General features: G+C 60.2%; 27 protein-coding genes. 13 read left to right on the top strand and 14 right to left on the bottom strand.

Going from position 1 to position 25,348, the window contains the following annotated elements; all coding sequences use genetic code 11:
* Positions 1-71: 71 nt before the first annotated feature.
* The gene (locus tag BLU28_RS01830) at positions 72-845 is read right to left on the bottom strand and encodes a FadR/GntR family transcriptional regulator (RefSeq protein ID WP_077986670.1); all 774 of its coding nucleotides are present in this window, start codon (positions 843-845) and stop codon (positions 72-74) included.
* Between the two features lie 288 nt (positions 846-1,133).
* Between BLU28_RS01830 and BLU28_RS01825 the strand changes: the two genes are divergently transcribed.
* Entirely contained in the window at positions 1,134-2,408 is a 1,275-nt protein-coding gene (locus BLU28_RS01825) for a DUF3422 family protein (RefSeq protein ID WP_077986847.1), read from the top strand.
* A 3-nt stretch (positions 2,409-2,411) separates the two neighbouring features.
* Here BLU28_RS01825 and BLU28_RS01820 read toward each other — a convergent pair whose 3' ends face one another.
* Entirely contained in the window at positions 2,412-3,311 is a 900-nt protein-coding gene (locus tag BLU28_RS01820; RefSeq protein WP_035211467.1) for a LysR family transcriptional regulator, read from the bottom strand.
* 105 nt (positions 3,312-3,416) lie between these two features.
* On the opposite strand from BLU28_RS01820, the gene BLU28_RS01815 reads away from it, so the two are divergent.
* The 3 genes from BLU28_RS01815 to glcF all read left to right on the top strand — a co-directional run bounded on the left by BLU28_RS01815 (position 3,417) and on the right by glcF (position 7,572).
* Positions 3,417-4,850 carry an FAD-linked oxidase C-terminal domain-containing protein gene (locus BLU28_RS01815; protein ID WP_077986671.1) on the top strand — a complete coding sequence of 478 codons (1,434 nt, stop codon included), beginning with the start codon at positions 3,417-3,419 and terminating at the stop codon, positions 4,848-4,850.
* Between the two features lie 202 nt (positions 4,851-5,052).
* Complete coding sequence (gene glcE, locus BLU28_RS01810; RefSeq protein WP_077986848.1) at positions 5,053-6,267, top strand: glycolate oxidase subunit GlcE; 1,215 nt, start codon at positions 5,053-5,055, stop codon at positions 6,265-6,267.
* Positions 6,268-6,270: 3 nt separating this feature from the next.
* Complete coding sequence (gene glcF, locus BLU28_RS01805) at positions 6,271-7,572, top strand: glycolate oxidase subunit GlcF (RefSeq protein ID WP_077986672.1); 1,302 nt, start codon at positions 6,271-6,273, stop codon at positions 7,570-7,572.
* 232 nt (positions 7,573-7,804) lie between these two features.
* On the opposite strand, the gene BLU28_RS01800 is transcribed toward glcF, so the two are convergent.
* The gene (locus tag BLU28_RS01800) at positions 7,805-8,464 is read right to left on the bottom strand and encodes an outer membrane beta-barrel protein (RefSeq protein ID WP_077986673.1); all 660 of its coding nucleotides are present in this window, start codon (positions 8,462-8,464) and stop codon (positions 7,805-7,807) included.
* Positions 8,465-8,727: 263 nt separating this feature from the next.
* Positions 8,728-9,504: a L,D-transpeptidase gene (locus tag BLU28_RS01795; protein WP_035211477.1), complete on the bottom strand. Its 777-nt coding sequence runs from the start codon at positions 9,502-9,504 to the stop codon at positions 8,728-8,730.
* Positions 9,505-9,738: 234 nt separating this feature from the next.
* Between BLU28_RS01795 and BLU28_RS01790 the strand changes: the two genes are divergently transcribed.
* Positions 9,739-10,368 (top strand): DNA-3-methyladenine glycosylase I, encoded by a 630-nt coding sequence (locus BLU28_RS01790; protein WP_004440176.1) that lies wholly within the window; start codon positions 9,739-9,741, stop codon positions 10,366-10,368.
* On the top strand, positions 10,365-10,808 hold the full coding sequence (locus BLU28_RS01785; protein WP_004440178.1) for a hypothetical protein: 444 nt from the start codon (positions 10,365-10,367) through the stop codon (positions 10,806-10,808). The genes BLU28_RS01790 and BLU28_RS01785 overlap by 4 nt, the downstream gene beginning before the upstream one ends.
* 14 nt (positions 10,809-10,822) lie before the next feature.
* On the opposite strand, the gene BLU28_RS01780 is transcribed toward BLU28_RS01785, so the two are convergent.
* The gene (locus BLU28_RS01780; RefSeq protein WP_092651130.1) at positions 10,823-11,866 is read right to left on the bottom strand and encodes a YeiH family protein; all 1,044 of its coding nucleotides are present in this window, start codon (positions 11,864-11,866) and stop codon (positions 10,823-10,825) included.
* Between the two features lie 81 nt (positions 11,867-11,947).
* Here BLU28_RS01780 and BLU28_RS01775 point away from each other — a divergent pair, with 81 nt between their 5' ends.
* Entirely contained in the window at positions 11,948-12,865 is a 918-nt protein-coding gene (locus BLU28_RS01775) for a LysR substrate-binding domain-containing protein (RefSeq protein ID WP_077986674.1), read from the top strand.
* Positions 12,866-13,010: 145 nt separating this feature from the next.
* Here BLU28_RS01775 and copM read toward each other — a convergent pair whose 3' ends face one another.
* The 5 genes from copM to relB are packed head-to-tail and all read right to left on the bottom strand — an operon-like array spanning position 13,011 to position 15,125.
* The gene (gene copM / locus BLU28_RS01770) at positions 13,011-13,385 is read right to left on the bottom strand and encodes a CopM family metallochaperone (protein WP_004440183.1); all 375 of its coding nucleotides are present in this window, start codon (positions 13,383-13,385) and stop codon (positions 13,011-13,013) included.
* A 57-nt stretch (positions 13,386-13,442) separates the two neighbouring features.
* Positions 13,443-13,826 (bottom strand): hypothetical protein, encoded by a 384-nt coding sequence (locus tag BLU28_RS01765; protein ID WP_223215375.1) that lies wholly within the window; start codon positions 13,824-13,826, stop codon positions 13,443-13,445.
* Positions 13,827-13,867: 41 nt separating this feature from the next.
* Positions 13,868-14,632: a hypothetical protein gene (locus BLU28_RS01760; RefSeq protein ID WP_077986676.1), complete on the bottom strand. Its 765-nt coding sequence runs from the start codon at positions 14,630-14,632 to the stop codon at positions 13,868-13,870.
* 18 nt (positions 14,633-14,650) lie between these two features.
* The gene (locus tag BLU28_RS01755; protein ID WP_077986677.1) at positions 14,651-14,908 is read right to left on the bottom strand and encodes a type II toxin-antitoxin system RelE family toxin; all 258 of its coding nucleotides are present in this window, start codon (positions 14,906-14,908) and stop codon (positions 14,651-14,653) included.
* The gene (gene relB / locus BLU28_RS01750; protein WP_004440186.1) at positions 14,892-15,125 is read right to left on the bottom strand and encodes a type II toxin-antitoxin system RelB family antitoxin; all 234 of its coding nucleotides are present in this window, start codon (positions 15,123-15,125) and stop codon (positions 14,892-14,894) included. Before relB ends, BLU28_RS01755 begins: the two co-directional genes overlap by 17 nt.
* Positions 15,126-15,358: 233 nt before the next feature.
* Here relB and hisS point away from each other — a divergent pair, with 233 nt between their 5' ends.
* Genes hisS through hisG form a run of 4 tightly spaced genes read left to right on the top strand, consistent with a single transcriptional unit; the run spans position 15,359 to position 19,085 of the window.
* Positions 15,359-16,882 (top strand): histidine--tRNA ligase, encoded by a 1,524-nt coding sequence (gene hisS / locus BLU28_RS01745; protein WP_077986678.1) that lies wholly within the window; start codon positions 15,359-15,361, stop codon positions 16,880-16,882.
* A 4-nt stretch (positions 16,883-16,886) separates the two neighbouring features.
* Positions 16,887-17,255, top strand: coding sequence for a VOC family protein (locus BLU28_RS01740; protein WP_006699502.1), 369 nt, complete (start codon positions 16,887-16,889; stop codon positions 17,253-17,255).
* Between the two features lie 16 nt (positions 17,256-17,271).
* The gene (locus BLU28_RS01735; protein WP_077986679.1) at positions 17,272-18,396 is read left to right on the top strand and encodes an ATP phosphoribosyltransferase regulatory subunit; all 1,125 of its coding nucleotides are present in this window, start codon (positions 17,272-17,274) and stop codon (positions 18,394-18,396) included.
* Positions 18,393-19,085, top strand: a complete 693-nt coding sequence (gene hisG / locus BLU28_RS01730) for an ATP phosphoribosyltransferase (protein ID WP_077986680.1) — start codon at positions 18,393-18,395, stop codon at positions 19,083-19,085. The genes BLU28_RS01735 and hisG overlap by 4 nt, the downstream gene beginning before the upstream one ends.
* Before the next feature lie 62 nt (positions 19,086-19,147).
* Here hisG and BLU28_RS01725 read toward each other — a convergent pair whose 3' ends face one another.
* The 4 genes from BLU28_RS01725 to groES form a co-directional block, all read right to left on the bottom strand.
* Positions 19,148-19,594 (bottom strand): DoxX family protein, encoded by a 447-nt coding sequence (locus BLU28_RS01725; RefSeq protein ID WP_004440191.1) that lies wholly within the window; start codon positions 19,592-19,594, stop codon positions 19,148-19,150.
* Between the two features lie 147 nt (positions 19,595-19,741).
* Positions 19,742-20,182 carry a hypothetical protein gene (locus BLU28_RS01720; RefSeq protein ID WP_222856660.1) on the bottom strand — a complete coding sequence of 147 codons (441 nt, stop codon included), beginning with the start codon at positions 20,180-20,182 and terminating at the stop codon, positions 19,742-19,744.
* 798 nt (positions 20,183-20,980) lie between these two features.
* Positions 20,981-22,615 carry a chaperonin GroEL gene (gene groL, locus BLU28_RS01715; RefSeq protein WP_004440194.1) on the bottom strand — a complete coding sequence of 545 codons (1,635 nt, stop codon included), beginning with the start codon at positions 22,613-22,615 and terminating at the stop codon, positions 20,981-20,983.
* A gap of 73 nt (positions 22,616-22,688) precedes the next feature.
* Positions 22,689-22,985 carry a co-chaperone GroES gene (gene groES / locus BLU28_RS01710; RefSeq protein ID WP_004440196.1) on the bottom strand — a complete coding sequence of 99 codons (297 nt, stop codon included), beginning with the start codon at positions 22,983-22,985 and terminating at the stop codon, positions 22,689-22,691.
* Between the two features lie 457 nt (positions 22,986-23,442).
* Between groES and BLU28_RS01705 the strand changes: the two genes are divergently transcribed.
* Both BLU28_RS01705 and BLU28_RS01700 read left to right on the top strand, forming a co-directional pair.
* The gene (locus tag BLU28_RS01705) at positions 23,443-24,291 is read left to right on the top strand and encodes a TIGR01459 family HAD-type hydrolase (protein WP_004440197.1); all 849 of its coding nucleotides are present in this window, start codon (positions 23,443-23,445) and stop codon (positions 24,289-24,291) included.
* A gap of 57 nt (positions 24,292-24,348) precedes the next feature.
* Positions 24,349-25,329, top strand: a complete 981-nt coding sequence (locus tag BLU28_RS01700; protein ID WP_035211500.1) for a bifunctional riboflavin kinase/FAD synthetase — start codon at positions 24,349-24,351, stop codon at positions 25,327-25,329.
* Positions 25,330-25,348: the final 19 nt, after the last annotated feature.

The raw sequence follows: 25,348 nt of genomic DNA, 5'->3' as shown, positions 1-25,348 counted from the left end.
AGACCAAAGAGCACAAAAGGTTCCATCAAAACCTGAATAAAATGGATTGCGTATTTCGCCTGAGGGCGTTTTTAACTACCCCGCTGCTGCTGCCGCAAACGGGAAATCCGGTCCCATTCCCGCGCCTGATGCGCCCTGGATGTCGTCTCAACGATGAAGTCGATGTGGGCCTCTGCCGCCGCCCGTGCCGATGCCGGATCGCCGGCGACGATGGCGTCGTGAATGGCGACATGCTGTCTCAGCACCTCGTCATGGGCGCCTGCGATACTGAAGATGATGTGGCGATTATAAAAGATGTCGTCGCTCAACAGCCGGTAGCAGGAGCGAAGCGTGTGCATAAGGACGATGTTGTGCGCCGCTTCGCCGATGGCGTTGTGAAACTCCACATCCCCCGCCAGTTCCTCTTCGAAGCGGCCTGCCTCGTGCGCATCGCGCATCCGCTCGACAATGGCGGCAAGGTTGCGCCTGTCCGGTTCTGTCGCCCGCTGCGCGGCAAGTTCGGCGGTCATGCCTTCAATATAACGGCGATATTCGAGAAAATCCCGCGTCGCCCGGCTGTGGCGGGTGATCAGCGCGCTCAAGGGATCGGAAAAGACCGCCCCGACAATATCGGCGACATAAGTGCCGCCGCCATGCCGGCTCACGAGAAGTCCGCGGGTTTCGAGTTCTTTCAGCGCTTCGCGCAGGATAGGCCGCGAGACGTCGAGTTTCTGCGCCAGTTCCCGCTCGCCGGGCAGCCGGTCGCCATCGCGCAATATGCCGTCGAGGATTAGTTCTTCGAAACGTAAGATCACCTCCTGCGATGTGCGGCTGTGCTCGATGCGCGCAAAAAGCGTTTCGTCCATCGCAGAAGTCCCCGGCGAAATCCGCCCGTGTTTGATATCGTATAAAGTATCAGGCAAGTCTCGCACTGGTCAAATATTCTGTCCAGTTCTCTCGCTCGCTGTATCAATGCCTGCGGCAACACGGCATCTGCCTTTTTGAATTGGCTTTTGTTAAAGCGGTCCCGACAGGGGCACTACAGCGGATTTTTCTGTCAGGTGGATCAAAACAGTGACATCGGCGTCGATCGTGGTGTTGTCATCACAAACGATGCCTTAGACATCAGCCATAAAAGCGGGGACGATATCGCAATGGCAAAGGGTAGATTTGCATTCGCAAGCGCGCCGGAACGGTCGCTGGCATTGGGCGAGGTGCATGCGCGGCCGACGGTGCTGCTCGCCCCGTCGCGCATCATCATCCAGCTTGCCTTCATGATGGATGGCGGCTCGGCCGTGCACCATTCCGTCATTGCGGAAATGTCGCGCAGCCGCGGTGTTGCGCCGCCGGAACGCGATGCGCGTCACCACGCCATGCCGTGGGGGCAGGGGACATTGCGCTGGGAGCGGCATACCGAATTCTCGACCTGGTTCTGGGACGGCCCTGCGCCGGAAAAATTTGGCGGGGAGATTGCCGGCGATCCCTTCGGTGACGGCTTTTCGCCGCCCGGCTCGCTGATCTCGGGCGTGCGGCTGGAAATTCGCCCGGAGAGTGGTTTTACCTCGCAGGCGGAAACAATCTTCGAGCCGACCAGCCTCTGTCATAGCGACGTGCGCGACGGTCAGGCGGCCATCCTCACCGATTTCAGGCAGGATCGCGACGGGCTGACGCAGATATTGGTGATCGACCGGGGCCTTAGTGATTACAGCCGCGGCGCGCTGGTGCAGCGGCTGCTGGATATTGAAACCTATCGCACGCTTGCCATGCTCGGCCTGCCGATGGCGCAGACGCTCTCGCCGGAAATCCGGCGCATCGAGGATGGCTTGACGGGCATCACCCAGCGCATGAAAAACGGCGCGCGTGACGAGGCGGATGCGCTGCTGGCCGAAATGACCCGGCTTGCTGCGGAACTCGAAGCCAATGCCGCCCTCAGCCTCTATCGTTTCGGCGCCAGCCGCGCCTATGACGGCATCGTGCGCGAACGCATCCGGGCGCTCGCGGAAACGCCTGTTCAGGGCCATGAGACGATGGGCAGCTTTCTGGAACGGCGTATGGCGCCCGCCATGCGCACCTGCCAGTCGGTGGAAGAGCGGCAGGCCAACCTGTCGCGCAAGCTCTATCGCGCCACGGCTCTGGTTCGAAGCTGGATCGATGTGGAGCTGGAACGGCAGAACACCGTGCTGCTCAATACCATGAACAAGCGCGCCGCCATGCAGCTTCGCCTGCAGCAGACGGTGGAAGGCCTGTCTGTCGCCGCCATCTCCTATTATGTCGTCGGGCTTATCGGTTATCTCACCAAGGCAATCAGCCATGATGTGCTGCCGGTCGACCCGGCCGTGGTCACCGGCGTTTCTGTGCCATTCGCCGTGCTTGGCGTCTGGTGGGTGGTGCGCCGCATCCGCCGCTCCCATGCGGAGGGCGGGCACTGAGTGTCAGCCCTGCTCCCAATAGGGTGAAGGACCGTAGAGTGCAGCGAGATAATCGATGAACAGCCGCACCTTTGCCGGCAGAAACTGCCGGCTTGGGTAGACCGCAGACAGCGTCACGTTGCGCGACCCTTCATAGTCAGGCAGGACCTGCACCAGCTTCCCGCTGCGCAATTCGTGGCCGATATCCCATGTGGAGCGCAGCGCAATGCCGAGGCCCGATATGACGGCCTCGCGGATCACCTCGCTTGAGTTGGTGATGAGCATCCCCTCCGGGCGAAGGCTGAGCGCGCCGCCGGGTCCTTCCAGTCGCCAGATGTCGTTATTATGCGCGGGCAGGCAGCGATGCTTCCTGATGTCTTCGATCGTGGCCGGCATGCCGTACGCCTTTACATACTCCGCCGAGGCGCAAAGCACGCGCCGCACCGGTGCCAGCCTGCGGGCCACGAGGCTGGAGGAGTTGAGATCGGCGATACGGATCGCCAGATCGTAACCGCCCTCGATAATATCGATGAACTCATCGCTCAGCACCAGATTGACCGACAGGTCCGGATGCCGCTCCATGAATGTCTTCAGATGTGGCGCGATATGCATGCGCCCGAAAGAGGTGGGTGCGGAAACCTTCAGCGTGCCGTTGACGGTATTGGCCCGGCCGGAGACGAAATCCTCCGCCTCTTCCAGCCCTTCGAGAACAGCCAGCACCCGTTCGTAAAAGCCTTGCCCCGATTCGGTCAAAGAGATTTGTCGCGTGGTGCGCTGGAACAGCCGGGCACCGAGCTTTTCTTCCAATCGCTTGATGCGCTTGGAAATGACGGCGGGCGAATAACCAAGCTCCTTGGCAGCAAGCGACATGCTGCCGGAGGCGGCAACGCTGGCAAAGACTTCGAGATCACCCAGATTTGTCATAGTTGCCCTCGATTGTTTCCAGAATGGAAAAAATCCATAACATTTGATTGCGCAGCTTCAAAGTGGTAAAGAAACAATACCAGTTATCGGCACGGAGGAGCGGCGGTGACGCAGCCTATAAAGTTTCTGGAGCCGCGCGCTCAGGTCTTGGCGGATCGCGAACGAATTATCGCCGACCTCAAGACCGTCCTGCCTGATGACTGTCTTGTGCACGAGCCCCGCGAACTCGTGCCTTTCGAGACCGATGCTTTCGTTTCCTATCGCCGTCTGCCGCTCGCCGTCGCTTTGCCGAGAACGACGGAGGAGGTGGCGGCTGTCATGACATATTGCCATCGCTCCGGCATTCCGGTCGTGCCGCGCGGTGCCGGCACCTCGCTTTCCGGCGGCGCCATCCCGCAGGAAGACGCCGTGGTAATCGGCTTGTCGAAGATGAGTGCGATCCTTGAGCTTGATTTTTACAATCGCACGGCGCGGGTGCAGGCGGGCGTAACCAATCTCTCCATCTCCGATGCCGCAGGCGCGGAGGGTTTCTTTTATGCACCCGACCCCAGCTCGCAGCTTGCCTGCACCATCGGCGGCAATATCGGTATGAATTCCGGCGGCGCGCACTGTCTGAAATATGGCGTCACCACCAATAACCTGCTTGGCGTAAAGATGGTGCTGGTCGATGGCACGGTGCTGGAGCTGGGCGGCAAGCATCTGGATGCTGCAGGTTACGACCTGCTCGCGCTTGTCTGCGGCTCGGAGGGCCAGCTCGGTATCGTGACGGAGGCAACGGTGCGCCTCATCGCCAAGCCGGAGGGCGCGCGCCCGGTGCTGTTCGGTTTCGAAACCTCCGAAGAAGCGGGCTCCTGCGTCGCGGATATCATTGGCGCGGGCATCATCCCTGTTGCCATCGAGTTCATGGACAAACCGGCAATCGAAATCTGCGAGGCCTTCGCCAAAGCGGGATATCCGCTTGACGTCGGTGCGCTTCTGATCGTGGAGGTCGAAGGCTCCGAGGCGGACATGGACGCCATGCTGGCCGATATCGTGGCCATTGCCCGACGACATGGCGTGAAGACGGTGAAGGAATGTCAGTCGGCCATGGAGGCGGCGGCGATCTGGAAAGGCCGCAAATCCGCCTTCGGTGCCACTGGCCGCATTGCGGATTATATCTGCATGGACGGCACGGTGCCGCTCTCCCAGCTTTCCCATGTGCTGAAAAAGACGAGCGAAATCACCGATCGCCTCGGCCTGCGCGTCGCCAATGTCTTCCATGCGGGGGATGGTAACATGCACCCGCTGATCCTGTTCAACGCCAATGACCCTGACGATGCGGCCCGTGCGGAAGAAGCGGGCAACGAAATTTTGAAGCTCTGCGTGGATGCCGGCGGCTGTTTGACCGGTGAACATGGTGTGGGCATCGAAAAGCGTGACCTGATGCGGCACCAATATGGCGAGGCCGATCTCGCCCAGCAGATGGCGGTGCGGGCAGCCTTTGACGAGGGCTGGTTGATGAACCCTTCCAAGGTGTTTCCGCTGGAGGGGAGGGGTTGATGGGCGCTGGATTTATGATGTTGCAGGGTGTGGCTTACCCCCCTCTGTCCTGCCGGGCATCTCCCCCTCAAGCGCGGAGATCGGCAAGGGGAGAACACCCTGCCCATGGAACGGGTGGGTGCGGCATATCGATCTCCCCCCTTGAGGGGGAGATGCCCGGCAGGGCAGAGGGGGGTATCACTTGCTCGAAGGCAACAATCGCATGCTGACGCCCTACGCAGAAACCCAGGTCGCCGACATCATCCGCGATCATGCCACGCGCAAAACCCCGCTGAAAATCTTCGGCGGCAACACTCGCTCCGGTTTCGGCAATGCGGTGACGGCGGAGACCCTGCTAACCTCCCGTGCGATGAACGGTATCGTTTCCTACGTCCCCGCCGAAATGGTCATGACTGCCAAGGCTGGCACGCCGCTCGCAACTGTCGAAGCGGCGCTGGCAGAAAATCGCCAGATGATGGCCTTCGAACCGATGGACCATCGCCCCATCATGGGCACCCATGGCGAACCGACCATTGGCGGCGTCTTTGCCGCCAATGTTTCCGGTCCGCGCCGCTACGTGGCGGGTGCGGCGCGCGACAGCCTGCTGGGCATCCGTTTCGTTAATGGCAGTGGCGAGATCATCAAAGCCGGCGGCCGGGTGATGAAGAATGTCACCGGTCTCGATCTGTCGAAGTTTCTCGCTGGTTCTTTCGGCACGCTTGGGTTCCTCACCGAAGTCACATTCCGCGTGCTGCCGAAACCGCCCGTCGAAAAAACCGTTGTCGTGTCCGGCCTTGATGACGAGGCGGCGACACGCATCATGGCGGCGGCGATGGCGATGAGCGTCGAGGTCTCCGGCGCGGCGCATCTGCCTGAAAGCGTGCGTTCCAGCTTTATCGATGGCGGCTTGCCGGAAGGACCGGCCACCATTCTGCGTCTGGAAGGCCTTGCGGCCTCGGTGGAGGCCCGCACGGCTAAACTCCTGTCGGTCATGGATCGCGTCGGACCCTGGGCGCTGCTGGAGGGCGAGGAAAGCAGTCTTTTGTGGCGGCAGGTCCGGGATGTCGCGCCCTATGTCGGCCAATCCGCCAAGCCGCTCTGGAAAGTCTCGGTAGCGCCTTCGATGGGCCACCAGCTTGTTGCGGCGCTGCGCATGGAGGCAGGCATCGACGCCTTCTATGACTGGCAGGGCGGCCTGGTCTGGATGCAGATGGAGGCGGACCCCGAAGCCGATCTGCTGCGCGGCGCAATCCGTGCGCTCGGCGGTGGCCATGCCACGCTGATGAGGGCGAGCGATGCTGTGCGCGCCAAAGTCGCGGCCTTCGAACCGCGCCCGGCGGCGGAAGCGCTGCTTTCCGCGCGTATCAGGGAGAAGCTCGATCCCGTGGGCATCTTCAATCCCGGCAAGATGGCCGTAACGATGGAAAGGGCCGTCTGAACCATGCAAACATCCTTCACGCCTGAGCAGCTGGCCGATCCGCATGTGGCGGAATCCGAAAAAATCCTGCGCAAATGTGTGCATTGCGGTTTCTGCACGGCCACCTGTCCCACCTATGTCACGCTTGGCAACGAGCTGGACAGCCCGCGCGGCCGCATCTACCTCATCAAGGACATGCTGGAAAACAGCCGTCCGGCCGACCGCGAGGTGGTCACCCATATCGACCGCTGTCTTTCCTGTCTTGCCTGCACCACCACCTGTCCCTCCGGCGTGGATTACATGCATCTGGTCGATCATGCCCGCGCCCATATCGAGCAGACGTACAAGCGCCCCTTCATGGATCGGCTGATCCGCAATCTTCTGGTCGGCATATTACCCCATCCTGCCCGTTTCCGGCTGGCCCTGCATCTGGCCCGTCTGGCACGGCCTTTCGCCGGTCTTTTTGCAAAGGCTCCTGCGCTGAAACCGCTGCAGTCCATGCTTGCTCTCGCACCGGCCGCGGTCCCTCCAGCGTCGGCGTCAAGCCGCCCGGGCGCGCGACCGGCCGAAGGTGAAAGGCGCGGGCGCGTCGCCATTCTCACCGGCTGCGCCCAGCCGGTGCTTGATCCCGGTATCAATGAGGCGACGCTGCGGCTGCTTACGCGGCTCGGTATCGAGGTCGCTGTGCCGAAAGGGGAGGGCTGCTGCGGTTCGCTGGTGCATCATATGGGGCGGGAGGAAGAGGCGCTGGCTTCTGCTCGGCGGAATGTCGATGTCTGGACGCGCGAGATGGAGAATGGCGGTCTCGACGCCATCATCATCACAGCGTCGGGCTGCGGCACCACCATCAAGGATTACGGCCATATGCTTAGGCTTGATCCGGCCTATGCCGAAAAAGCCGCGCGGGTCTCGGCTCTGGCAAAGGACATCACCGAATACCTCGCCACGCTCGATCTGCCGCAACAGCAAAGCCAGGGGCTGACGGTCGCCTATCACTCCGCCTGCTCCATGCAGCACGGTCAGAAGATCACGCTTGCGCCGAAACAACTGCTGAAGGCGGCGGGTTTTGCTGTGCGTGATCCGGCGGAAGGGCATCTCTGCTGCGGCTCGGCCGGAACCTACAACATCCTGCAACCGGAAATTTCCGGCAAGCTCAAGGCGCGCAAGGTGAAGAACATCGAGGCCACGCGGGCAGATGTCATCGCGACAGGAAATATCGGCTGCATCACGCAGATCGGAACCGGCACGGACATGCCGATCCTGCACACTGTCGAGCTTTTGGACTGGGCTTATGGCGGGCCGAAGCCGGCTAGACTCTCGGTGTAGAACGCCGCGCATCAGTGAAGCCCGCCGTGCATGAGAAAAGATTCGCCTGAGCGTCGTCGCTCTCGTTTCCTCATCCCTGTGCTCGTCACGGGGATCCAGCCAGTCCTTGGGCCGAGAAGATTCTTTCCGTCACGCAGACGCGCATCGCCCAGATTCCTGTGACAAGCACAGGGAATGAGGGTGAGGGGATGCCCAGCGGCTGCCAAGATGCGCCCCGCTTCCCCAGCCACCACTAAAACTTATACGCCACACCGAAATTCACCGCATTGGTGATGATGTCGGTCTTCAACGAGCCGCCGTTGTCAATATCGACATCGACGAAGGAATAGGTGCCCTTATATTCCACGAAGGTCGACCAGCTGTCGGTGATGCGGTAGCTGAGGCCGGCCTGCGCCTGCAGCGTTGCGCCGCCGAACTGGTATTCGAAAGTCTTGCCCGAGGGGCGGTACACTTCCACATGCGGCACGTTGATGCCGACGCCGGCGCCGACGTACGGGGTGACCGGCAGGGATTCCAGCGGAAAGCGGTAGAGCGCGTTCAGCGTCAGTAGGTTCAGGCCGTCGGTGAATTCGAAATGCGACCAGCCTGAGCGGGCAAGCGTCTGGTCATCGGCATAGACCTTGTCATGGGTGAAATCGAGCGAGATACCGAAATTCCGGAGCTGACCCTCATCGAACCAGTAGGTGCCGCGCACGCCCCAGTAGGGCGGGCTGGAAAAGGACTTGCCTTCCCATCCGGCCCGGAAATCCGGACCGTCGGAAACTTTCACATCGCTGTGCGGTGCGCTTTGCCAGCCGCCGTAACCGGAAATTTCAAATTCGCCGGCGATTGCGGCAGAGAAGGTAACGCCGCTGAAGAGCAGGGCGCAAACAAATGAAGTATGGCGCGGCATGAAGTGAATCCAGATTGATATCAGTAATTCACCAAACCGTTTTTTGATAACATTTGAATGACAGAAACGAAAAACGGGCGGTCGATTGACCACCCGCTTTAAGGCCGTTCCGTCATCCCCCTGAGAGAGGTTCGGCGCCTGGCGTCCCCCGCCAAGTCTCATTCCGCTGAAGTGAGCCGGATTGTACCGCCGCAGGGCGGTAATTCAAGCGGATAAGCCAATACGCCCGTTCCGAAGCGGCCGGAAAGGCTGAACCGTTGCCGTCATATCACAATGACCTTGGTTCCGACGTTGACGCGCTCATAGAGATCGGTGACATCCTCGTTGCGCATGCGGATGCAGCCGGAGGAATTGTTGCTGCCGATCGTCCAGGGCTGGTTGGTGCCGTGGATCCGGTAAAGCGTCGAGCCGAGATACATGGCGCGCGCGCCCATCGGGTTGGCGGGGCCGCCTTCCATGAAGGCCGGCAGGTAATGTCCTTTTGCCGCCTCTCGGGTGATCATTTCCTTCGGCGGGGTCCAGCTCGGCCATTCCGCCTTACGGGTCACCTTGTGAGTTCCAGCCCATTCGAAACCGGGCTTGCCGACGCCGACGCCATAACGCCGGGCCTTGCCATCAGCAAGCACGAGATAGAGGAAACGGTTCGGCGTATCGATGACGATAGTGCCGGGTTTTTCATTGGTCGGATAGGTGACGATCTGCGGCAGGAATTGCGGCGCGATCTGGGTACGCACCGGCGCATTGGGGCGTACGGCGGCATTCTGCACCCGTGCCGGGCGCTGCGATGTGACGCCGGAGCTGGGTCGCTGCGGCATCGCGGCCTGGCGCTGCTGGAAAAACGGCTGGCGTGCGGCAGGTGAGCGCGGATAGACAACGGGGCGCACGTTGCCGCGGCCGCCGAGCTGGGTTACCCATGGCGCAGAAAGATCCGGGCTGACGACGACGGGCGGACGCTCGCGATAACGTTCATTGGCCATGGCGGCAGGGACGGCGAGGGTGGAAACAAGGCTCAGCGCCAGGAAAACGGACTTCATCGTCATCGGGTGGACTCTCTCTGCGGGACGTCGCAACTATGGATTTGCGGGATCATTCTCCCGCTTTGCCCGACACGTTCGCACCTTGACGCCAGCGAATCGTAAATGGCTGTTCATTAAAAAGCGCTTGATTAAGGAAAGCTGATTTTAGGGTTAGCACCCCGTTTTGAAACGTGGTGAATGAGTGGTAAGTGCAGTCTTTAAGTGGTCGCAGGTGGAGTGGAAAAGGTGGTCGCGGAAATGATCGAGGCGGGACTTGAAACGGGCGCGGATGGCCTTGTTCGGTGCTTCTGGCAGCAGGGGCTTGCGGATTACAGCCGATATCACGACGAGGAATGGGGTTATCCCGTCACCGATGATCGCCGCCTGTTTGAGAAAATTTGCCTGGAGGGCTTTCAGTCCGGCCTCTCCTGGCTGACGGTGCTGCGCAAGCGGGAGGCTTTCCGTCTTGCATTCGCCAATTTCGAGTTCGAAAAAGTGGCCGAGTTCGGCGAGGCCGATATCGAGCGCTGCCTTGCCGACAAGGGCATTATCCGCCATCGCGGCAAGATTGTTTCCACCATCAACAACGCCCGCCGCGCCGTGGCTCTGCGGGACGAGTTCGGGTCGCTCGCCCGATATTTCTGGGGTTTCGAACCGGCTGCCGCAGAAAGGCCGCAAAGGCTGGACTATGCGACTTTAAGGGCCAACCCGACCAGCGCCGCCTCCATCCGCCTTTCCAAGGATCTGAAGAAGCGGGGCTGGACCTTCGTCGGCCCGACGACCGTCTATGCATTCATGCAGGCCATGGGTATGGTCAACGACCATATCGAAGGCTGTCATTGCCGCCAGCCGATAGAGGTCATGCGGCGGGAGTTTGTACGTCCATGAAGGTAACCCCCCTTCTCCTGGCGCTTGCCATGGCCATGGCCGCCGTGCCGCACCCCTCCTTTGCGGAAGGCCGCAACGTTGACGGTATCTGGCTGGATGACGGCGAAAGGCTTAAGGAGGTGGCGTTGCCACCGGCCGGCCCGCTGAAGCTCGAGGGCTGGACGCGTCGCGGGCGCGGCGATGTTTATCGTCTGAAGGTGAAGGCAGGGCAGACGGTGAAGGTCGAGCTCGCCGCCTCGAGCGAATTCGTGTTGATGGCGATCTTCGATTTTTCGACCCCGGATGAAGATGCGATTTTCTTCAGCGATTCCCAGGGCAAGGTGGCGACGCTGACACCAAAGGCAGATACTGAGTGGTTGATTCGCCCGACGCTCATTCTCGGTTCGCCGCGCCGCGGGCTCGGTGCGCATTATACACTTACTGTCAGCGCCGGCGAATAAAGCCGGAAGCTGGCTCAGGCCGTCTGGGTCAATATGATCAGGCCAAAGCTCAGGATACCCAGCAGCAAGAGAGACAGGCTGGCAGCGAGGATGACCTTGCCGCCGGCGTGGCGAAGGCTGCGGATATCGACCGACAGGCCCAACGCCGCCATCGACATGATGGTGAGGATGTTTGAGAGAGAGGCGACGGGGGCAAGCAGGACTTCAGGGATGAGACCGAATGACCGGGCCATGATCATCAGCACGAAGCCGATGATGAACCACGGAACCATCTGCTGCAATCTGAGGCGTCCCTTGTCCGACCGGCCGTGGACGACGGAGAGGGTGGCGATGACAGGCCCCAGCATCAGCACGCGGATGAGCTTCACGATGGTGCCGGTTTGCACGGCAATCGCGCCAAGCGGGGCGGTGGCGGCCAGAACCTGCGGCACGGCATAGACCGTAAGCCCGGCGAAGATGCCGTATTGGGTGGCGTCGAGCCCGAGAAGCTGCGGCAGGAACGGCATCAAAAGCACGGCGGCGACACCGAGAACCGCGGTAAAGGCAATCGAGGCGGCGACATCTTCCGGCTTGGCGCCGATGGCAGGGGCCGCAGCGGCAATGGCGGAATTGCCGCAGATGGAATTGCCGCAGGCAATCAACGTCGCGAGCTTGGGCGGGAGGCCGAGCATCCGCCCGGCGGCATAGCTGACGACCAGCGACAGCGCGACGATCAGCGCAATGCCACCTATCAGCAATCCGCCGGCGCCCTTGAGGATGGACAGGCTGAGTGATGCACCGAGAAGCGCCACGGCGATTTCAAGCAGGGTCTTGGCGCTGAACTTTATGCCGGCGGAAGCGGCTGCGGGCAGAGCCACCAGCGAACGCAGCATGGTCCCGATCAGAATGGCGAGAACGAGATCGCCAAGCCAGGCATGGCCCGCAAGCCGCACCTGAAAGCGCTCCGCCAGAATGGCGGCGCAGCTGACGGCCGCACAGATGAGAATGCCCGGAAGAAGCGGGGCGAGCCAGCGGAGCGAAAACTGGAAGGGATGAGCAAGGGTGCGATGTTGGGCCATGGCCAGACCATGCCGCAGTAGCCTGTTTTGTTCTATCAAATAATATGGCATATATTATTCGATAAAATCGAATGAAAAACCATGACCTTTGAGCAGCTCCGTATTTTCATAGCCGTAGCCGAACGCGAGCACCTGACAAGGGCTGCGGAAGCCATCGGTCTGACCGCCTCCGCCGTCAGCTCCGCCATCAAAAATCTCGAAGCCTTTTATAATGTCGAACTGTTCCACCGCGTCGGACGCAACATTGAGTTGACTGAAAGCGGCCGGCTGTTTCTGGGTGAAGCAAAGGCGACATTGGCGCGTGTGCGCAATGCGGAACTAATTCTCTCCGAAATGGGCGGGCTGACGCGCGGTGAAATCACCGTCTGCGCCAGCCAGACCATTGCGAGCTACTGGCTGCCGCCGATCCTGATGCAGTTTAAGAAGCTCTATCCCGGTGTCACCGTGCGGCTGGATATCGGTAATACCAAGACCGTGACGCAGGCTGTGCTGGACGGTCTTGCGGAGGTGGGTTTCATTGAAGGCAGGATCGATGAGCCGGCTCTGATGGTGCAGCCGGTGGTGTCTGACAAGCTTCTGGTCGTCACGGGCTCCGCCCACCCCTTTGCCGATGGCCGTTATCTCACCGCGCTGGATATCCTCTACGGCACTTCGTGGGTTCTGCGCGAGCAGGGCTCCGGCACCCGCTCCGCCTTCGAGGCGGCGGTGCGGCAGATGGGCGTGGATCCGGGTGAACTCTCGGTCATGCTTGAACTGCCGTCCAACGAGGCGGTGGTGATGGCGGCACGCTCCGGCGGGGCTGCGACGGCGGTTTCAGCCTCAGTGGCATCCCTCTTCCTGCGGCAAGGCCTGCTCGTTCGCGCTGGTATTGATCTGCCCGCCCGCAACTTCGCTTTGTTGCGCCACAAGGAACGCCACACCAGCCGGGCAGCCATGGAGCTGGAACGCCTCAGCCGCGCGGCATCGGAGGATTACAAGGCCGGTCTTGCGGGGTTATAGTAAAGCGCGGGGTGGCAGGTGGCGTTCGCGCGTTCGCCGTTGTATGGGAAAGCTGTCGCAAGTTTCTTCTCCCCGCGGGGGAAGAAATATGCCGCAAAGTTGCCGGAGGAGCGCCATAGCCGGCGCTCCCCTTCAACAATAGCAATCACTTGCCCCTGGACTTCAGCCAGGCCTTCATCATGGCGATTTCGCCTTCCTGCGCCTTGATCACTTCTTCGGCCAGCTTGCGGATTTCCGGGTCCTTGCCGTATTGCAGTTGGACCTTGGCCATATCGATCGCCCCCTGATGATGCGGGATCATGCCGCGCACGAAATCGACGTCGGCATCGCCACTATAATCGATTGCCATATTGCCATGCATCTTTTTGCTGGCTTCCATGAACGCCTGGGTGGAGGCGCTGTCGCTCATGCTGCCTTTTGACATGTCGTGTCCGGCATGGCCGCCCGCGTCCTGTGCAAAAGCGGGCATGGCTAGAGAGGCCGCAAAAGCGGCGGCGAGCGTAATGGTCTTGATAGACATGGATTATCCTTCCTGTGTCTGACGGATTTTTCGAAAGTCGGTCTGAAAAATCTGCGGTCAGGCGCGGGGAGGCGGTAGCGGCGGCGCGAAAGCCTTGCCGTCAAAGACAGTGCCGCGTTGCGGCTTCGAATAGGCGAATGCCATCCGCCCGGCATCGGCAAAGATCATTCGTGGAACCACGATCAGGCAGGCGGCGCAGGAATCCGGATGTGAAGCATCGTTGCCGTGGGGGCAGCAACCGCCCGTTCCCGCTTCATGAGCGGCATTCTCCGCAGGCGTTTGAGAACCGTGATCTTGCGGGTGTGATTGGGCATCTTGATGTTTCATCGGCAATTGCGAGGAAACAACCATGCCTGTCGGCATGCTCATCGCCATCTGCGCCGGCATCGCGCCGTAAAGCAGGCAGGCAAGGAACATCAATGTGCGGACCACATGGGGCATGATGTGAAGTTACCGCTGAAATTATGGAATAAGCATGACGATCAGGTAAGTTCGCGTGCAATGACGTGGTGCACGATGCGATAATCCCTGCTTTCCTCGCCAAGCGGCGCGAGCGGCCACTCCCATGCAGCGGCGGGCGCGGCAAGCTCAATGCCGTGCAGCAGGTCTTCGTGCTGGTGCAGGCTTCCATCCTTGCCGATGACATCGAAGGCGGTGTCCGTCACCAGGCACACCTTGCAGGGCAGACCGGCCAGCGCATCGAGATGCGTATGAATGAGTTTCGGCAGGAGATCATCAGGCGCAGCCGCTATTTTCTGCCGTTCCAGCCGATGCTGTGCACCCGTACCGAGCTGCGACAGCAGGTTGGCCGAGACGACAAAATCGAGATAGGGCACCCGCCGCAGGAAATCGAGCGGTTCCGCCGGTCGGCCGGCCATGAGATCATCGAAGCCGGAAAGATCGCGATTGGCGATGCGGACGTTCTTTTTGGCATTGAGCCGCAACTTCGCCTGCACGCTGGCGAGATGTACCAGATCGACCAGAACGACGGTATCGAACATCGCCACCAGCGCCTCATGGGGCACATCCCGCAACAGGCCGGACCCCAGCACCACGGCGGTCCGTCTCTGCTTCAGCTTTCTCGCCGATTGCAGCACGAATTGCCGGCTGTTGTTTTCATGCTCCGCCCAGGCTTTGGCGCAACGATTGGCGCGTGCCCAGAGATTGACGGAATAGCGGATATGCGGCCGGAATTCTTTCGGCGTGACCGCGCGTGTCGCGGCATATTGCAGGGCTTCGAGGATCATGAATGCCTAACGGTAAATTTAGCGGCGATGGCCGATTTCGACCACCAGCACGACGAGCTTATGATCCTGTATATCGCAGATGATGCGGTAATCGCCCACCCGGTAGCGCCAATAATTGCCGAGTTCGGAGCCTTGCAGGGCGGCACCAGTCTGGCGGGGATTTTCATTTTGCACCACCCTGTCTGCCAGAAACGAAACGATGCGGTTCGCATCTTGCTTCGCCAGCTTTTCGAGCTCCTTGACGGCGCGGTGCTGAAACTCAATTTTCCAGATCAAGATTGCGCATCACTTCTTCCAGAGTATAGGTGCGCTCATTGTTTGCGATCCGTCGCCGCGTCGCCTCTTCGGCGAGATAAAGATCTTCCATATCTTCGATATGCTTCTCGATCGCCTCGCGAATGTAATAGGCAGATGTGCGTCCGGTGCGCTCGGAAAGCGCTTTCAGCCGCTCGTAGGTCTCATCCGGGAGGCGGATGGCCGTCTGTTTGCTCATCGCTTGCGTCCTTTCCGAGTAAAATGGGATACATGCATCCCATATAGCATCGCTTGTCCTTCGCGGCCAGTAAACCGGAGCCTTTGCGGCTTGCCGCACAGGGCTTCATCCTCTAAAGCATGTCTCCCAAAAGTGCGCAGCGGTTTTGGGATAAAGACATGCGTAAAAACAGAATTTAATGCGCGGCGCGCTTTAACACCGGCATAATTTCAGGAAAATATCGGATCGGCATCATGAGCGAAAAAGCAAAAAAGCCTCAGAAACTGAAAGCCCGCCTGCCGCGCGGCTTCGTGGACCGCTCGGCTGCAGATATCCATGCCACCAACGAGATGATCGACAAGATCCGCAGGGTTTATGAGCTTTACGGGTTCGACCCGATCGAAACGCCGCAGTTCGAATATACCGATGCGCTCGGCAAGTTCCTGCCGGACAGCGATCGTCCGAACGAGGGCGTGTTTTCGTTGCAGGATGACGACGACCAGTGGATGAGCCTGCGCTACGATCTGACGGCGCCGCTCGCCCGCCATGTGGCTGAAAACTTCAACGAAATCCAGCTGCCATACCGCACCTATCGCGCCGGTTATGTCTTCCGCAATGAAAAGCCCGGCCCCGGCCGTTTCCGGCAGTTCATGCAGTTCGATGCCGATACGGTGGGTGCATCCGGCGTGCAGGCGGATGCCGAAATGTGCATGATGATGGCGGATACGCTGGAAGCACTCGGCATCAAGCGCGGCGATTACGTTATCCGAGTCAACAACCGCAAGGTGCTCGATGGCGTCATGGAAGCCATCGGTCTCGGTGGCGAGGAAAATGCCGGTCGTCGTCTGAACGTGCTGCGCGCTATTGATAAGCTCGACAAGTTCGGCCCTGAGGGTGTGAAGTTGCTGCTCGGCCCCGGCCGCAAGGACGAGTCCGGTGACTTTACTAAGGGTGCCGGTCTCGGTGACGAGCAGATCGAAAAGGTCCTGTTTTTTGTCGGCATCAAGGATTATGCGGCGAGCGCCGATGATCTGGCGAAACTGGTCACGGGCACCTCGAAAGGCGAGGAAGGCGTTGATGAACTGAATGTCATCGGCGCTCTGGTCTCCACTGCCGGTTACGATGCGGATCGCATCAAGATCGACCCCTCGGTCGTTCGCGGCCTCGAATATTATACAGGCCCGGTCTATGAGGCCGAGCTCACCTTCGATGTCACAAACGAAAAGGGCGAAAAGGTCGTGTTCGGCTCCGTCGGCGGCGGCGGCCGTTATGACGGCCTCGTCTCCCGCTTCATGGGCCAGCCGGTTCCCGCCACGGGCTTCTCCATCGGCGTTTCGCGTCTGATGACGGCGCTGAAGAACCTCGGAAAGCTCGGTCAGGTGAAGCCGCTCGCGCCTGTTCTCATCACCGTCATGGATGGTGATGTGGAGAGTATGAGCCGTTATCAGCGCTTCACCCAGGCGCTGCGGGCCGAAGGCATCCGCGCCGAAATGTATCAGGGCAACTGGAAGAAATTCGGCAACCAGCTGAAATACGCCGACCGCCTCGGTTCCCCCATTGCCATCATTCAGGGCGGTGACGAGCGCGCCGAAGGCGTGGTGCAGATCAAGGACCTGATCGAAGGCAAGCGCCTCTCCGGCGAGATCGAGGACAATGCCAGCTGGCGCGAGGCGCGTGTGGCCCAGGTCAGCGTGCCGGAGGCCGAGCTGGTGGCAAAGGTCCGCGAGATTCTGGAGCATCAGGCAGAGGACGTTCGCCGCGCCGCCGAAGGGCGCTGAAGCCATGGGGATCTTTGCGCTCGACCATGTTCAACTGGCGATGCCGGCTGGCCGTGAAAAAGAGGCGCGGGCTTTTTACGGGAGCCTGCTCGGCTTTGCGGAACAGGCAAAACCGGCCAATCTGGTTGCCCGCGGCGGCTGTTGGTTCAGCCGGGGTTCGATAAAACTGCACCTGGGCATCGAGCAGGATTTCCGACCGGCGAAGAAAGCCCATCCGGCGTTTCTGGTCGATGATTTGGCAGACTTGCGAAAAACACTTGAAACAGCGGGCTGCCATGTGGTTGAGGATGAGCCGCTTGAGGGATATCACCGGTTTTATGTCCATGATCCCTTCGGAAACCGCATCGAAATGATGCAGCCGCTCGAACCGTGACGAAAAGTACCGTTCCATGCCCCTGATCGACATGCCGGAGTTTTCCGGAGAGCTACTGGAAGAATTCGCCGCGCGCCGCACGAGTCGCGTGAACACGCCCGTCATCCAGCCTGCGGAACCGTTTCTGGATATGGCTGGCGAGGATTTGCGCCGCCGTATCTTCATGACGGAAAGCGAGACGGGTGAGAGCCTGTGCCTGCGGCCCGAATTCACCATTCCCGTCTGCCTGCGCCATATTGAGACGGCGACCGGCACACCCAAACGTTATTCCTATCTCGGTGAAGTCTTCCGCCAGCGCCGCGAAGGTGCGAACGAATTTTATCAGGCCGGCATCGAGGATCTCGGCGATACCGATATTGCCGCCGCCGATGCGCGTGCCGTCATCGATGCCACCGGGATTCTGCAGCGTCTGCTGCCGGGCCGGGCGCTTGCCGTCACCCTGGGCGATCAACAGGTGTTCGAGGCGGTTGTTGCCGCCCTTGGTCTGCCGCTCGGCTGGCAGAAGCGGCTGGTACAGGCCTTCGGTGACATGGCGCAGCTTGACGCGTTGCTGGAAAGCCTCATGCATCCCAAGCCGATGACCGGGCTGGACGCCGGCGTTGCCGGGCTATTGGCGACCGGGGATGAGGCGGTGCTGGTCGATTATCTCGATACGGTGATGCAGGAAACCGGTTACTCCACCAATGCAAGCCGTTCACCACAGGAAATCGCCCGCCGCCTGAGGGAAAAACTGGCCCTTGCGGCCACACGTCTACCGGATGACAGTTTTGCGCTGCTGAAGCAGTTCCTCGCTTTGAAGGCGCCTTTGCCGCAGGCCTCGCAGGTTCTGGCCGATTTTGCTGCAAAGGCGAAGCTGAAACTGGACGGGGCGCTTTCCGCTTTCGACAAACGTGTCGCAGCTCTTTCTAACGCTGGCGTTGACCTCGAAACCGTCACCTATGGCGCGGCCTTCGGTCGTCCGCTCGACTATTATACCGGCCTTGTTTTCGAGGTGGTGGAAGCGGGTGGAGATAGTGTTCTCGCCGGTGGCGGCCGTTTCGACCGGCTGCTGACGCTGCTCGGCGCACAGGAAAAAATACCGGCCGTGGGCTTCTCGCTCTGGCTGGATCGCATCGAAACGGTGCGCGGGAGTAAGCCATGATCACTATCGCATTGCCCTCCAAGGGCCGGATGAAGGAAGACTCCTCCGCCGTTCTGGAACGCGCCGGGCTGAAAGTCGCTGCCGTCGGCAATGATCGTTCCTATCGCGGCCGCGTCGAAGGGCGCGACGATATCGAGATCGCCTATCTGTCGGCGTCAGAAATCGCCCGCGAGATCGGCGCCGGCACGGTGGATTTCGGCGTGACCGGGGAGGACCTTGTGCGTGAAGGGCTGACCAATGCCGATGCGCAGGTGGAATTCTGCGCCCGTCTCGGTTTTGGACATGCCGACGTCGTAGTCGCCGTGCCGGAAATCTGGCTGGATGTGGACAGCATGGCAGATCTGGGTGATGTCGCTTCGGAGTTCCGCGCCCGCCATGGTCGAAGGCTCGCCATCGCCACCAAATACTGGCGGCTGACGCAGCAGTTCTTTTCACGCCAGCACGGCATCCAGCTTTACCGCATCGTCGAAAGCCTCGGTGCCACCGAAGGCGCGCCGGCGGCGGGGCAGGCGGATATCATCGTTGATATCACCTCCACGGGTTCGACGCTGAAAGCCAACCATCTGAAAATTCTCTCGGACGGTATCATCGTGCGTTCGGAAGCCTGCTTTGTCCGCGCCCGCAAACCGGAACATGACGGCGATGGAAGGATTGAGGAGATCGCGTCGCACATCAGGGCGGCGGTCTGAGCATCAAAACACAAAAGCCGCTGGATCGCTCCAGCGGCTTTTTCGTTGGCGGGACGCCTGAATTAAGCGTGAGCCAGAGCGACGCCGCGCTTTGCATCGACGGAATAAGCGCCGGGACCGAAGGCGGCGAGCAGGATGTAAGCGCCGGCCAGGGTGATGTTTTTCATCAGCATGATGCCGTTCAGCGCATTGATCCAGCCAAGCGCCGGGTCAGGCCAGCCGGGAACGGCAACGGTGCCGCTGTGGAAAACGAGGCCGGTGAAGACGCAGAAGACGGCAAGCGCCCAGGCGGCGATTTTCGTCTGGAAACCGACGAGAATGGCAAGGCCGGTCACGAGTTCGAAGAGGCCTGCGAGATATGCAAGCGCGGTTGCGGCAGGCATGCCGGCACCGGCGATCATGCCGGCCGTACCGGCCGGATCGGTAAGCTTGCCGAAGCCGGCATAGATAAAGATGAAGGAAAGCAGAATGCGGGCAATAAGAACGAGAACGTTCTGGCTGCTGGACATGGAAATCTCCGGTAAATGATCGGCGTTTCGCCGGTTGGGGCAATGTCTGGAGATATCAATGACTGAAAATCATTCGCCAATAAAGATGAACAACAGAAGACGAATTGTCTTTATTTTGTGAACGATGGTGAAACTGGAAACAGGATATCAGGCGGCGAAGCGCATGTCTTCGAAACGGGGAAACAGGAACAGTCCCGTGATACGACCGGGCTGGCCATCTTCAAAATTGAAGGATTCACCCATGCAGATGACCGGTTGCCGCAGCGTCGGCAACATCGAGATGCCGGTTGAAAAGCAGAAACGCGAGGGGGCGGAAGAAGCCTGTTCGAATAGTTCCAGCACCCGGGCGTGGTCAGCGCGGTCGTAACAGCGGACAAGGCTGAGCAGGCCGCATTCACCCGGCGGCAGGCCATGCATGAAAGATGCGTGTTCGCCGAGCCGGATGACACCGCTCGAAAGCTCACTGCTCCATTCTTCCGAAATGAAGAAACGCGCCAAAGTCCGTGGATCCGGTGTGGTGGGAGCCGCGGCGGGCAAAGCATCGTTGCGTCTTGATATTTCGAACAATTCGCGCCCCCGTATGAACATCGCGCCGGCGCCGCTTTTGAAGCGTTATCGCCGGGTCGAACTTCCACCGCCATCCGCAGTCGGACGTATCTGCCAGGCATCGAAACCCCTTCAATGCTTGCGTCCCGTCGCGGCACCCTTACGGGGGCTGCTTATAGTTTATTTTCTTCTACCTACAACAACCAGTCAGTGAGAAATGTAAAAATAATATGTATTTCTTCTTCAAAACCGCGAGACTTGTGAAAAGCCACAACTAAATAGCGTACTTAGAGGTCACTTGGCGCCGATATCGAGTCCCGTGGTGATGATGATTCGCAGAAGCGCCACCGCAATATTCCATAGGCCGCAAAAACGGCTGGACAAATGCGGCGCTGTTCCAAAACGGGACAATATTTGAGCCCTTCCGCGTGGGCCTTCGAAATTGTGCAACCGGTTGATTTTACGAGGCATCTCTCTGGGAAGTGTCGACTTTCTGCTCAGTCTGGCGTCGAGGTTCACAGACTGCGCTCCTTTCTCTTCGGTCAGGGGATAAGGCCGATCCGACAAGTGCCGTTCATTATCCCGATGACAGAACTGGTTAGAAGTCCATGCCGCCCGTCCGGCGCGCTGGCGACGCCGGACCACTCAAGGGGCATGGGTGGCCAACGAAAAAGGGCGATCCGAAGACCGCCCTTTCATTATTCCGGAGACAGGACTGATTAGAAGTCCCTGCCGCCCGTCCGGCGCGCTGGCGACGCCGGACCACTCAAGGGGCATGGGCGGCCAACGAAAAAGGGCGATCCGAAGACCGCCCTTTCATTATTCCGGTGACAGGACTGATTAGAAGTCCATGCCGCCCATGCCGCCGCCCGGCATTGCCGGCATCGGAGCGTCCTTCTTCGGAAGCTCGGCGATCATGGCTTCGGTGGTGATCAGCAGCGAAGCAACCGAAGCTGCGTTCTGCAGAGCCGTGCGGACAACCTTGACCGGGTCGACGATGCCGAGCTGGATCAGGTCGCCATATTCGCCGGTCTGGGCGTTGTAGCCGTAGTTGTCTTCGTTCTTCTCAAGGATCTTGCCAACAACGATGGAAGCTTCGTCACCAGCGTTGTCTGCAATCTGGCGAACCAGAGCCTGCAGGGCGCGGCGGATGATGTTGATACCAGCTTCCTGGTCGTCGTTTTCGCCCTTGACGGCGATCTTCGTGGACGAACGCAGCAGAGCCACGCCACCACCAGGCACGATGCCTTCCTGAACGGCAGCGCGCGTCGCGTTGAGAGCGTCGTCGATGCGATCCTTCTTTTCCTTCACTTCGACTTCCGTCGAACCGCCAACGCGGATAACGGCAACGCCGCCAGCGAGCTTGGCAAGGCGTTCCTGCAGCTTTTCGCGGTCGTAGTCGGAGGTGGTTTCTTCGATCTGGGCCTTGATCTGGGCAACACGACCTTCGATGTCGGACTTCTGGCCGGCGCCGTCAACGATCGTGGTGTTTTCCTTGGAGATCGAAACCTTCTTCGACTTGCCGAGCATGTCGAGCGTAACGTTTTCGAGCTTGATGCCGAGGTCTTCGGAAATGACGGTACCACCGGTCAGGATGGCGATGTCTTCCAGCATGGCCTTGCGGCGGTCGCCGAAGCCAGGGGCCTTGACGGCAGCGATCTTGAGGCCGCCACGCAGCTTGTTGACGACGAGCGTTGCAAGAGCTTCGCCTTCGACGTCTTCAGCGATGATGACGAGCGGCTTGCCGGTCTGAACGACAGCTTCGAGAACCGGCAGCATGGCCTGGAGGTTCGAGAGCTTCTTTTCGTGCAGGAGGATGTAGGCGTCTTCGAGGTCAGCCACCATCTTTTCCGGGTTGGTCACGAAGTAGGGCGACAGGTAGCCGCGGTCGAACTGCATGCCTTCGACGACTTCGAGTTCGGTTTCAGCGGTCTTGGCTTCTTCAACGGTGATGACGCCTTCGTTGCCGACCTTCTGCATTGCTTCAGCAATGTCGAGACCGATCTGACGTTCGCCGTTTGCGGAGATCGTGCCGACCTGCGCAACTTCTTCAGAGGTGTTGATCTTCTTGGCCTTGGCCTGAAGGTCCTTGACGACTTCAGCGACGGCCAGATCGATACCGCGCTTCAGGTCCATCGGGTTCATGCCGGCAGCAACTGCCTTGGAACCTTCGCGAACGATGGCCTGGGCCAGAACGGTCGCGGTGGTGGTGCCGTCACCGGCGATGTCGTTGGTCTTGGAGGCAACTTCGCGAACGAGCTGTGCGCCCATGTTCTCAAACTTGTCTTCCAGTTCGATTTCCTTGGCGACCGAAACGCCGTCCTTGGTGATGCGCGGAGCGCCGAAGGACTTGTCGATAACGACGTTACGACCCTTCGGGCCGAGGGTTACCTTCACTGCATCAGCAAGAACGTCGACGCCCTTGAGCATCTTTTCGCGTGCTGTGCGGCCGAATTTTACTTCTTTGGCTGCCATTTTCAAAACTCCTGGTTTCGAATGGCCGGACGGGGTCCGGCTTGAAATTTAAGGAAGGATGGGGTGGCCGAAATCAGCCGATGATGCCCATGATGTCGGCTTCCTTCATGATCAGAAGGTCTTCGCCGTTGAGCTTGACTTCGGTGCCCGACCACTTGCCGAACAGAACGCGATCGCCAACCTTGACGTCGAGAGCGACGACCTTGCCGGCTTCGTCACGTGCGCCGGAACCGACGGCGACGATTTCGCCTTCCTGCGGCTTTTCCTTGGCGGTGTCGGGAATGATGATGCCGCCCTTGGTCTTTTCTTCGGACTCAACGCGACGAACAACGACGCGATCGTGAAGCGGGCGGAAATTGGTGCTTGTCATTGTCTAATCCCTCGATCAAATGACTGCGCGAGCTTTTGGAACTCGCCTGATGGGTGTTAGCACTCTCGTTTATCGAGTGCCAGCGGAACCGAGATAAGGAGGGCTTCTTCCGGAGTCAAGAACGCCCTGTCTGAAAAATTTCATGGCTTATGGTTACCAGCGTTCCATGACAGGAATTTCTATGTCTGCGCGATGCTATGAAGCTTCACATCGGGAGGCTGGAAGGCTCGAAAAGCGCGCCGCTGTCTTCCTCAGGCTTGTCCCGTGAATATGATCTGACAACGCATTGATTTTCGTGACGGGTTTGGGTGCGCGGGATAAGCCTGAGGATGACGTCGAGTGTGACGCGCCATTCCGTTCAGTCCGAAGCCCGGACCGGCGGCGCTTTTTTCCTTGCCATCGGCGTCCCGCTTTGCGATGTGACGCACACACTCTTCTCGCATCCGGAAAGCATCTCATGGCCCACCGCATTCAAACTCTCGGCGAAATCACTGATGGGTTCGACGTTATCCTGTCGGATGTCTGGGGCGTGCTGCACAATGGCGTCAGCGCCTTTCCGGACGCGGCCATTGCCCTGAGAAGCGCGCGCGAGGCCGGCAAGACCGTGGTTCTCATCACCAATTCACCGCGTCCCGCGCCCGGCGTCATCGCCCAGCTGCGTGTGCTCGGCGTGCCCGACGAGGCCTATGACCGCATCGTCACCTCGGGCGATGTAACGCGTGGCCTGATCGCGGAAGGCCCCAGAAAAGTCTTCCTGCTGGGACCGCAGCGGGATATGCCGCTGTTGGAGGGTCTCGATGTCGAGGTGGTTGGCGAGGCCGACGCGGACTCCGTGGTCTGCACCGGCTTCTTCGACGACGAGACGGAGACGCCGGAGGACTATACCGAAATGCTTAAGGGCTTTATTGCCCGCAACGTGCCGATGATCTGCGCCAACCCGGATCTGGTGGTGGAGCGCGGCGAGCGCATCATTCCCTGCGCCGGCGCCATGGCCGCCTATTACGAACAGCTTGGCGGCGAGGTTCGCATCGCCGGAAAGCCGCATGCGCCGATCTATGAGGCCTGCCTTGCAGCGGCCAAGGAAGTGCGCGGCGCCTTCGCCAAGGATCGCGTTCTCGCCATCGGTGACGGCATGCCGACGGATGTGAAGGGCGCGATTGCGAGCGGTCTCAACCTTCTTTATATCAGCGGCGGTATTCACGTCGCCGAATATACGCTGAACGGCCAGACGGACGAGGCGCTTCTCAATGCCTATCTCAAGGGGCAGGGCGCTTCACCCGGCTGGTGGATGCCCCGACTTGCCTGAGGACGCATTTCTACGTCTCGCCTCGGGAATAGCTGGCGCTGGAATGGATCGACTGTCATGACCGTCTTTCACCGCAATGAAAAAAAAGAGCCGCTGCCCGAAGCTCTTCGTGGCGGCGTCGTCGCCATCGGCAATTTCGATGGCGTGCATCGCGGCCACCGGGCCGTGCTGGATCGCGCGCTGGAACTGGCGGAAGCCCGCGGCGTCCCCGCGCTGGTGCTGACCTTCGAGCCGCATCCCCGTTCCGTGTTCAGGCCCGATACGCCGGTCTTTCGCCTCACGCCTGCGCCATTGAAGGCGCGCATCCTTGAGGCCATCGGTTTCCGCTCGGTTATCGAATATCCGTTCGACCGCGAGTTTTCGCAGCGCTCGGCGGAAGAGTTCGTCCAGTCCATCCTGATTGACTGGCTGCATGCGAGCGCCGTCGTCACCGGTTTCGATTTCCATTTCGGCAAGGGCCGGGAAGGTGGGCCGGCATTCCTGATGGAAGCCGGAAAACGCCATGGCTTCGATGTGACGCTAGTGGACGCTTTCCGCGACGAGGGCGCGGATGTCGTCTCTTCCAGCCGGATACGCTCGCTTCTGTGCGAGGGTGATGTGGCGGGCGCCGCAGGCCTGCTTGGTTACCGTTTCACGGTGGAAAGCGAAGTCATCGGCGGCCAGAAGCTTGGCCGCACGCTGGGTTACCCCACCGCCAACATGGCGCTGGCGCCGGAAACGGAACTGAAGGCCGGCATCTATGCCGTCCGCTTCCGCCGCCCCGATGGCTCGATCCGCGACGGCGTGGCGAGCTTCGGTTATCGCCCGACGGTCACGGACAACGGCGCGGCGTTGCTCGAAACCTTCGTCTTCGATTTTTCGAGCGATCTCTATGGCGAGGTCTGCTCGGTCTCTTTCTTCGGGCATCTGCGCGATGAGTTGAAATTCGATGGTCTCGATCCGCTCGTGGCGCAGATCAAGCGGGATGAAGAAGAGGCGAGGGCGATGCTGTCGGGTGTGCAGCCGCTGAGCGAAGTGGATGCGAAGATCGCGTTTTGAGCAAGCTGTGGGGCATGTC

Source organism: Agrobacterium pusense (genome assembly GCF_900102105.1).
In the GTDB taxonomy this organism is placed as follows: domain Bacteria; phylum Pseudomonadota; class Alphaproteobacteria; order Rhizobiales; family Rhizobiaceae; genus Agrobacterium; species Agrobacterium pusense.
The sequence above is the reverse complement of the archived record's forward strand: the minus strand, read 5'-3'. Positions and strand labels throughout refer to the sequence as shown.

Excerpts from the sequence above, each read along its gene's own strand:
- BLU28_RS01760 (WP_077986676.1), bottom strand. The coding sequence starts at position 14,632 with ATGATCCTCGAAGCCCTGCAATATGCCGCGACACGCGCGGTCACGCCG.
- BLU28_RS01700 (WP_035211500.1), top strand. The coding sequence starts at position 24,349 with ATGACCGTCTTTCACCGCAATGAAAAAAAAGAGCCGCTGCCCGAAGCT.
- BLU28_RS01790 (WP_004440176.1), top strand. The coding sequence starts at position 9,739 with ATGATCGAGGCGGGACTTGAAACGGGCGCGGATGGCCTTGTTCGGTGC.
- hisG (WP_077986680.1), top strand. The coding sequence starts at position 18,393 with ATGATCACTATCGCATTGCCCTCCAAGGGCCGGATGAAGGAAGACTCC.
- BLU28_RS01785 (WP_004440178.1), top strand. The coding sequence starts at position 10,365 with ATGAAGGTAACCCCCCTTCTCCTGGCGCTTGCCATGGCCATGGCCGCC.
- relB (WP_004440186.1), bottom strand. The coding sequence starts at position 15,125 with ATGAGCAAACAGACGGCCATCCGCCTCCCGGATGAGACCTACGAGCGG.
- BLU28_RS01780 (WP_092651130.1), bottom strand. The coding sequence starts at position 11,866 with ATGGCCCAACATCGCACCCTTGCTCATCCCTTCCAGTTTTCGCTCCGC.
- BLU28_RS01775 (WP_077986674.1), top strand. The coding sequence starts at position 11,948 with ATGACCTTTGAGCAGCTCCGTATTTTCATAGCCGTAGCCGAACGCGAG.
- BLU28_RS01765 (WP_223215375.1), bottom strand. The coding sequence starts at position 13,826 with ATGCCCCATGTGGTCCGCACATTGATGTTCCTTGCCTGCCTGCTTTAC.
- hisS (WP_077986678.1), top strand. The coding sequence starts at position 15,359 with ATGAGCGAAAAAGCAAAAAAGCCTCAGAAACTGAAAGCCCGCCTGCCG.
- BLU28_RS01820 (WP_035211467.1), bottom strand. The coding sequence starts at position 3,311 with ATGACAAATCTGGGTGATCTCGAAGTCTTTGCCAGCGTTGCCGCCTCC.
- glcF (WP_077986672.1), top strand. The coding sequence starts at position 6,271 with ATGCAAACATCCTTCACGCCTGAGCAGCTGGCCGATCCGCATGTGGCG.
- BLU28_RS01800 (WP_077986673.1), bottom strand. The coding sequence starts at position 8,464 with ATGCCGCGCCATACTTCATTTGTTTGCGCCCTGCTCTTCAGCGGCGTT.
- BLU28_RS01740 (WP_006699502.1), top strand. The coding sequence starts at position 16,887 with ATGGGGATCTTTGCGCTCGACCATGTTCAACTGGCGATGCCGGCTGGC.
- BLU28_RS01725 (WP_004440191.1), bottom strand. The coding sequence starts at position 19,594 with ATGTCCAGCAGCCAGAACGTTCTCGTTCTTATTGCCCGCATTCTGCTT.
- BLU28_RS01735 (WP_077986679.1), top strand. The coding sequence starts at position 17,272 with ATGCCCCTGATCGACATGCCGGAGTTTTCCGGAGAGCTACTGGAAGAA.
- BLU28_RS01795 (WP_035211477.1), bottom strand. The coding sequence starts at position 9,504 with ATGACGATGAAGTCCGTTTTCCTGGCGCTGAGCCTTGTTTCCACCCTC.
- BLU28_RS01830 (WP_077986670.1), bottom strand. The coding sequence starts at position 845 with ATGGACGAAACGCTTTTTGCGCGCATCGAGCACAGCCGCACATCGCAG.
- BLU28_RS01720 (WP_222856660.1), bottom strand. The coding sequence starts at position 20,182 with ATGTTCATACGGGGGCGCGAATTGTTCGAAATATCAAGACGCAACGAT.
- copM (WP_004440183.1), bottom strand. The coding sequence starts at position 13,385 with ATGTCTATCAAGACCATTACGCTCGCCGCCGCTTTTGCGGCCTCTCTA.
- BLU28_RS01705 (WP_004440197.1), top strand. The coding sequence starts at position 23,443 with ATGGCCCACCGCATTCAAACTCTCGGCGAAATCACTGATGGGTTCGAC.
- BLU28_RS01825 (WP_077986847.1), top strand. The coding sequence starts at position 1,134 with ATGGCAAAGGGTAGATTTGCATTCGCAAGCGCGCCGGAACGGTCGCTG.
- groL (WP_004440194.1), bottom strand. The coding sequence starts at position 22,615 with ATGGCAGCCAAAGAAGTAAAATTCGGCCGCACAGCACGCGAAAAGATG.
- groES (WP_004440196.1), bottom strand. The coding sequence starts at position 22,985 with ATGACAAGCACCAATTTCCGCCCGCTTCACGATCGCGTCGTTGTTCGT.
- glcE (WP_077986848.1), top strand. The coding sequence starts at position 5,053 with ATGCTGACGCCCTACGCAGAAACCCAGGTCGCCGACATCATCCGCGAT.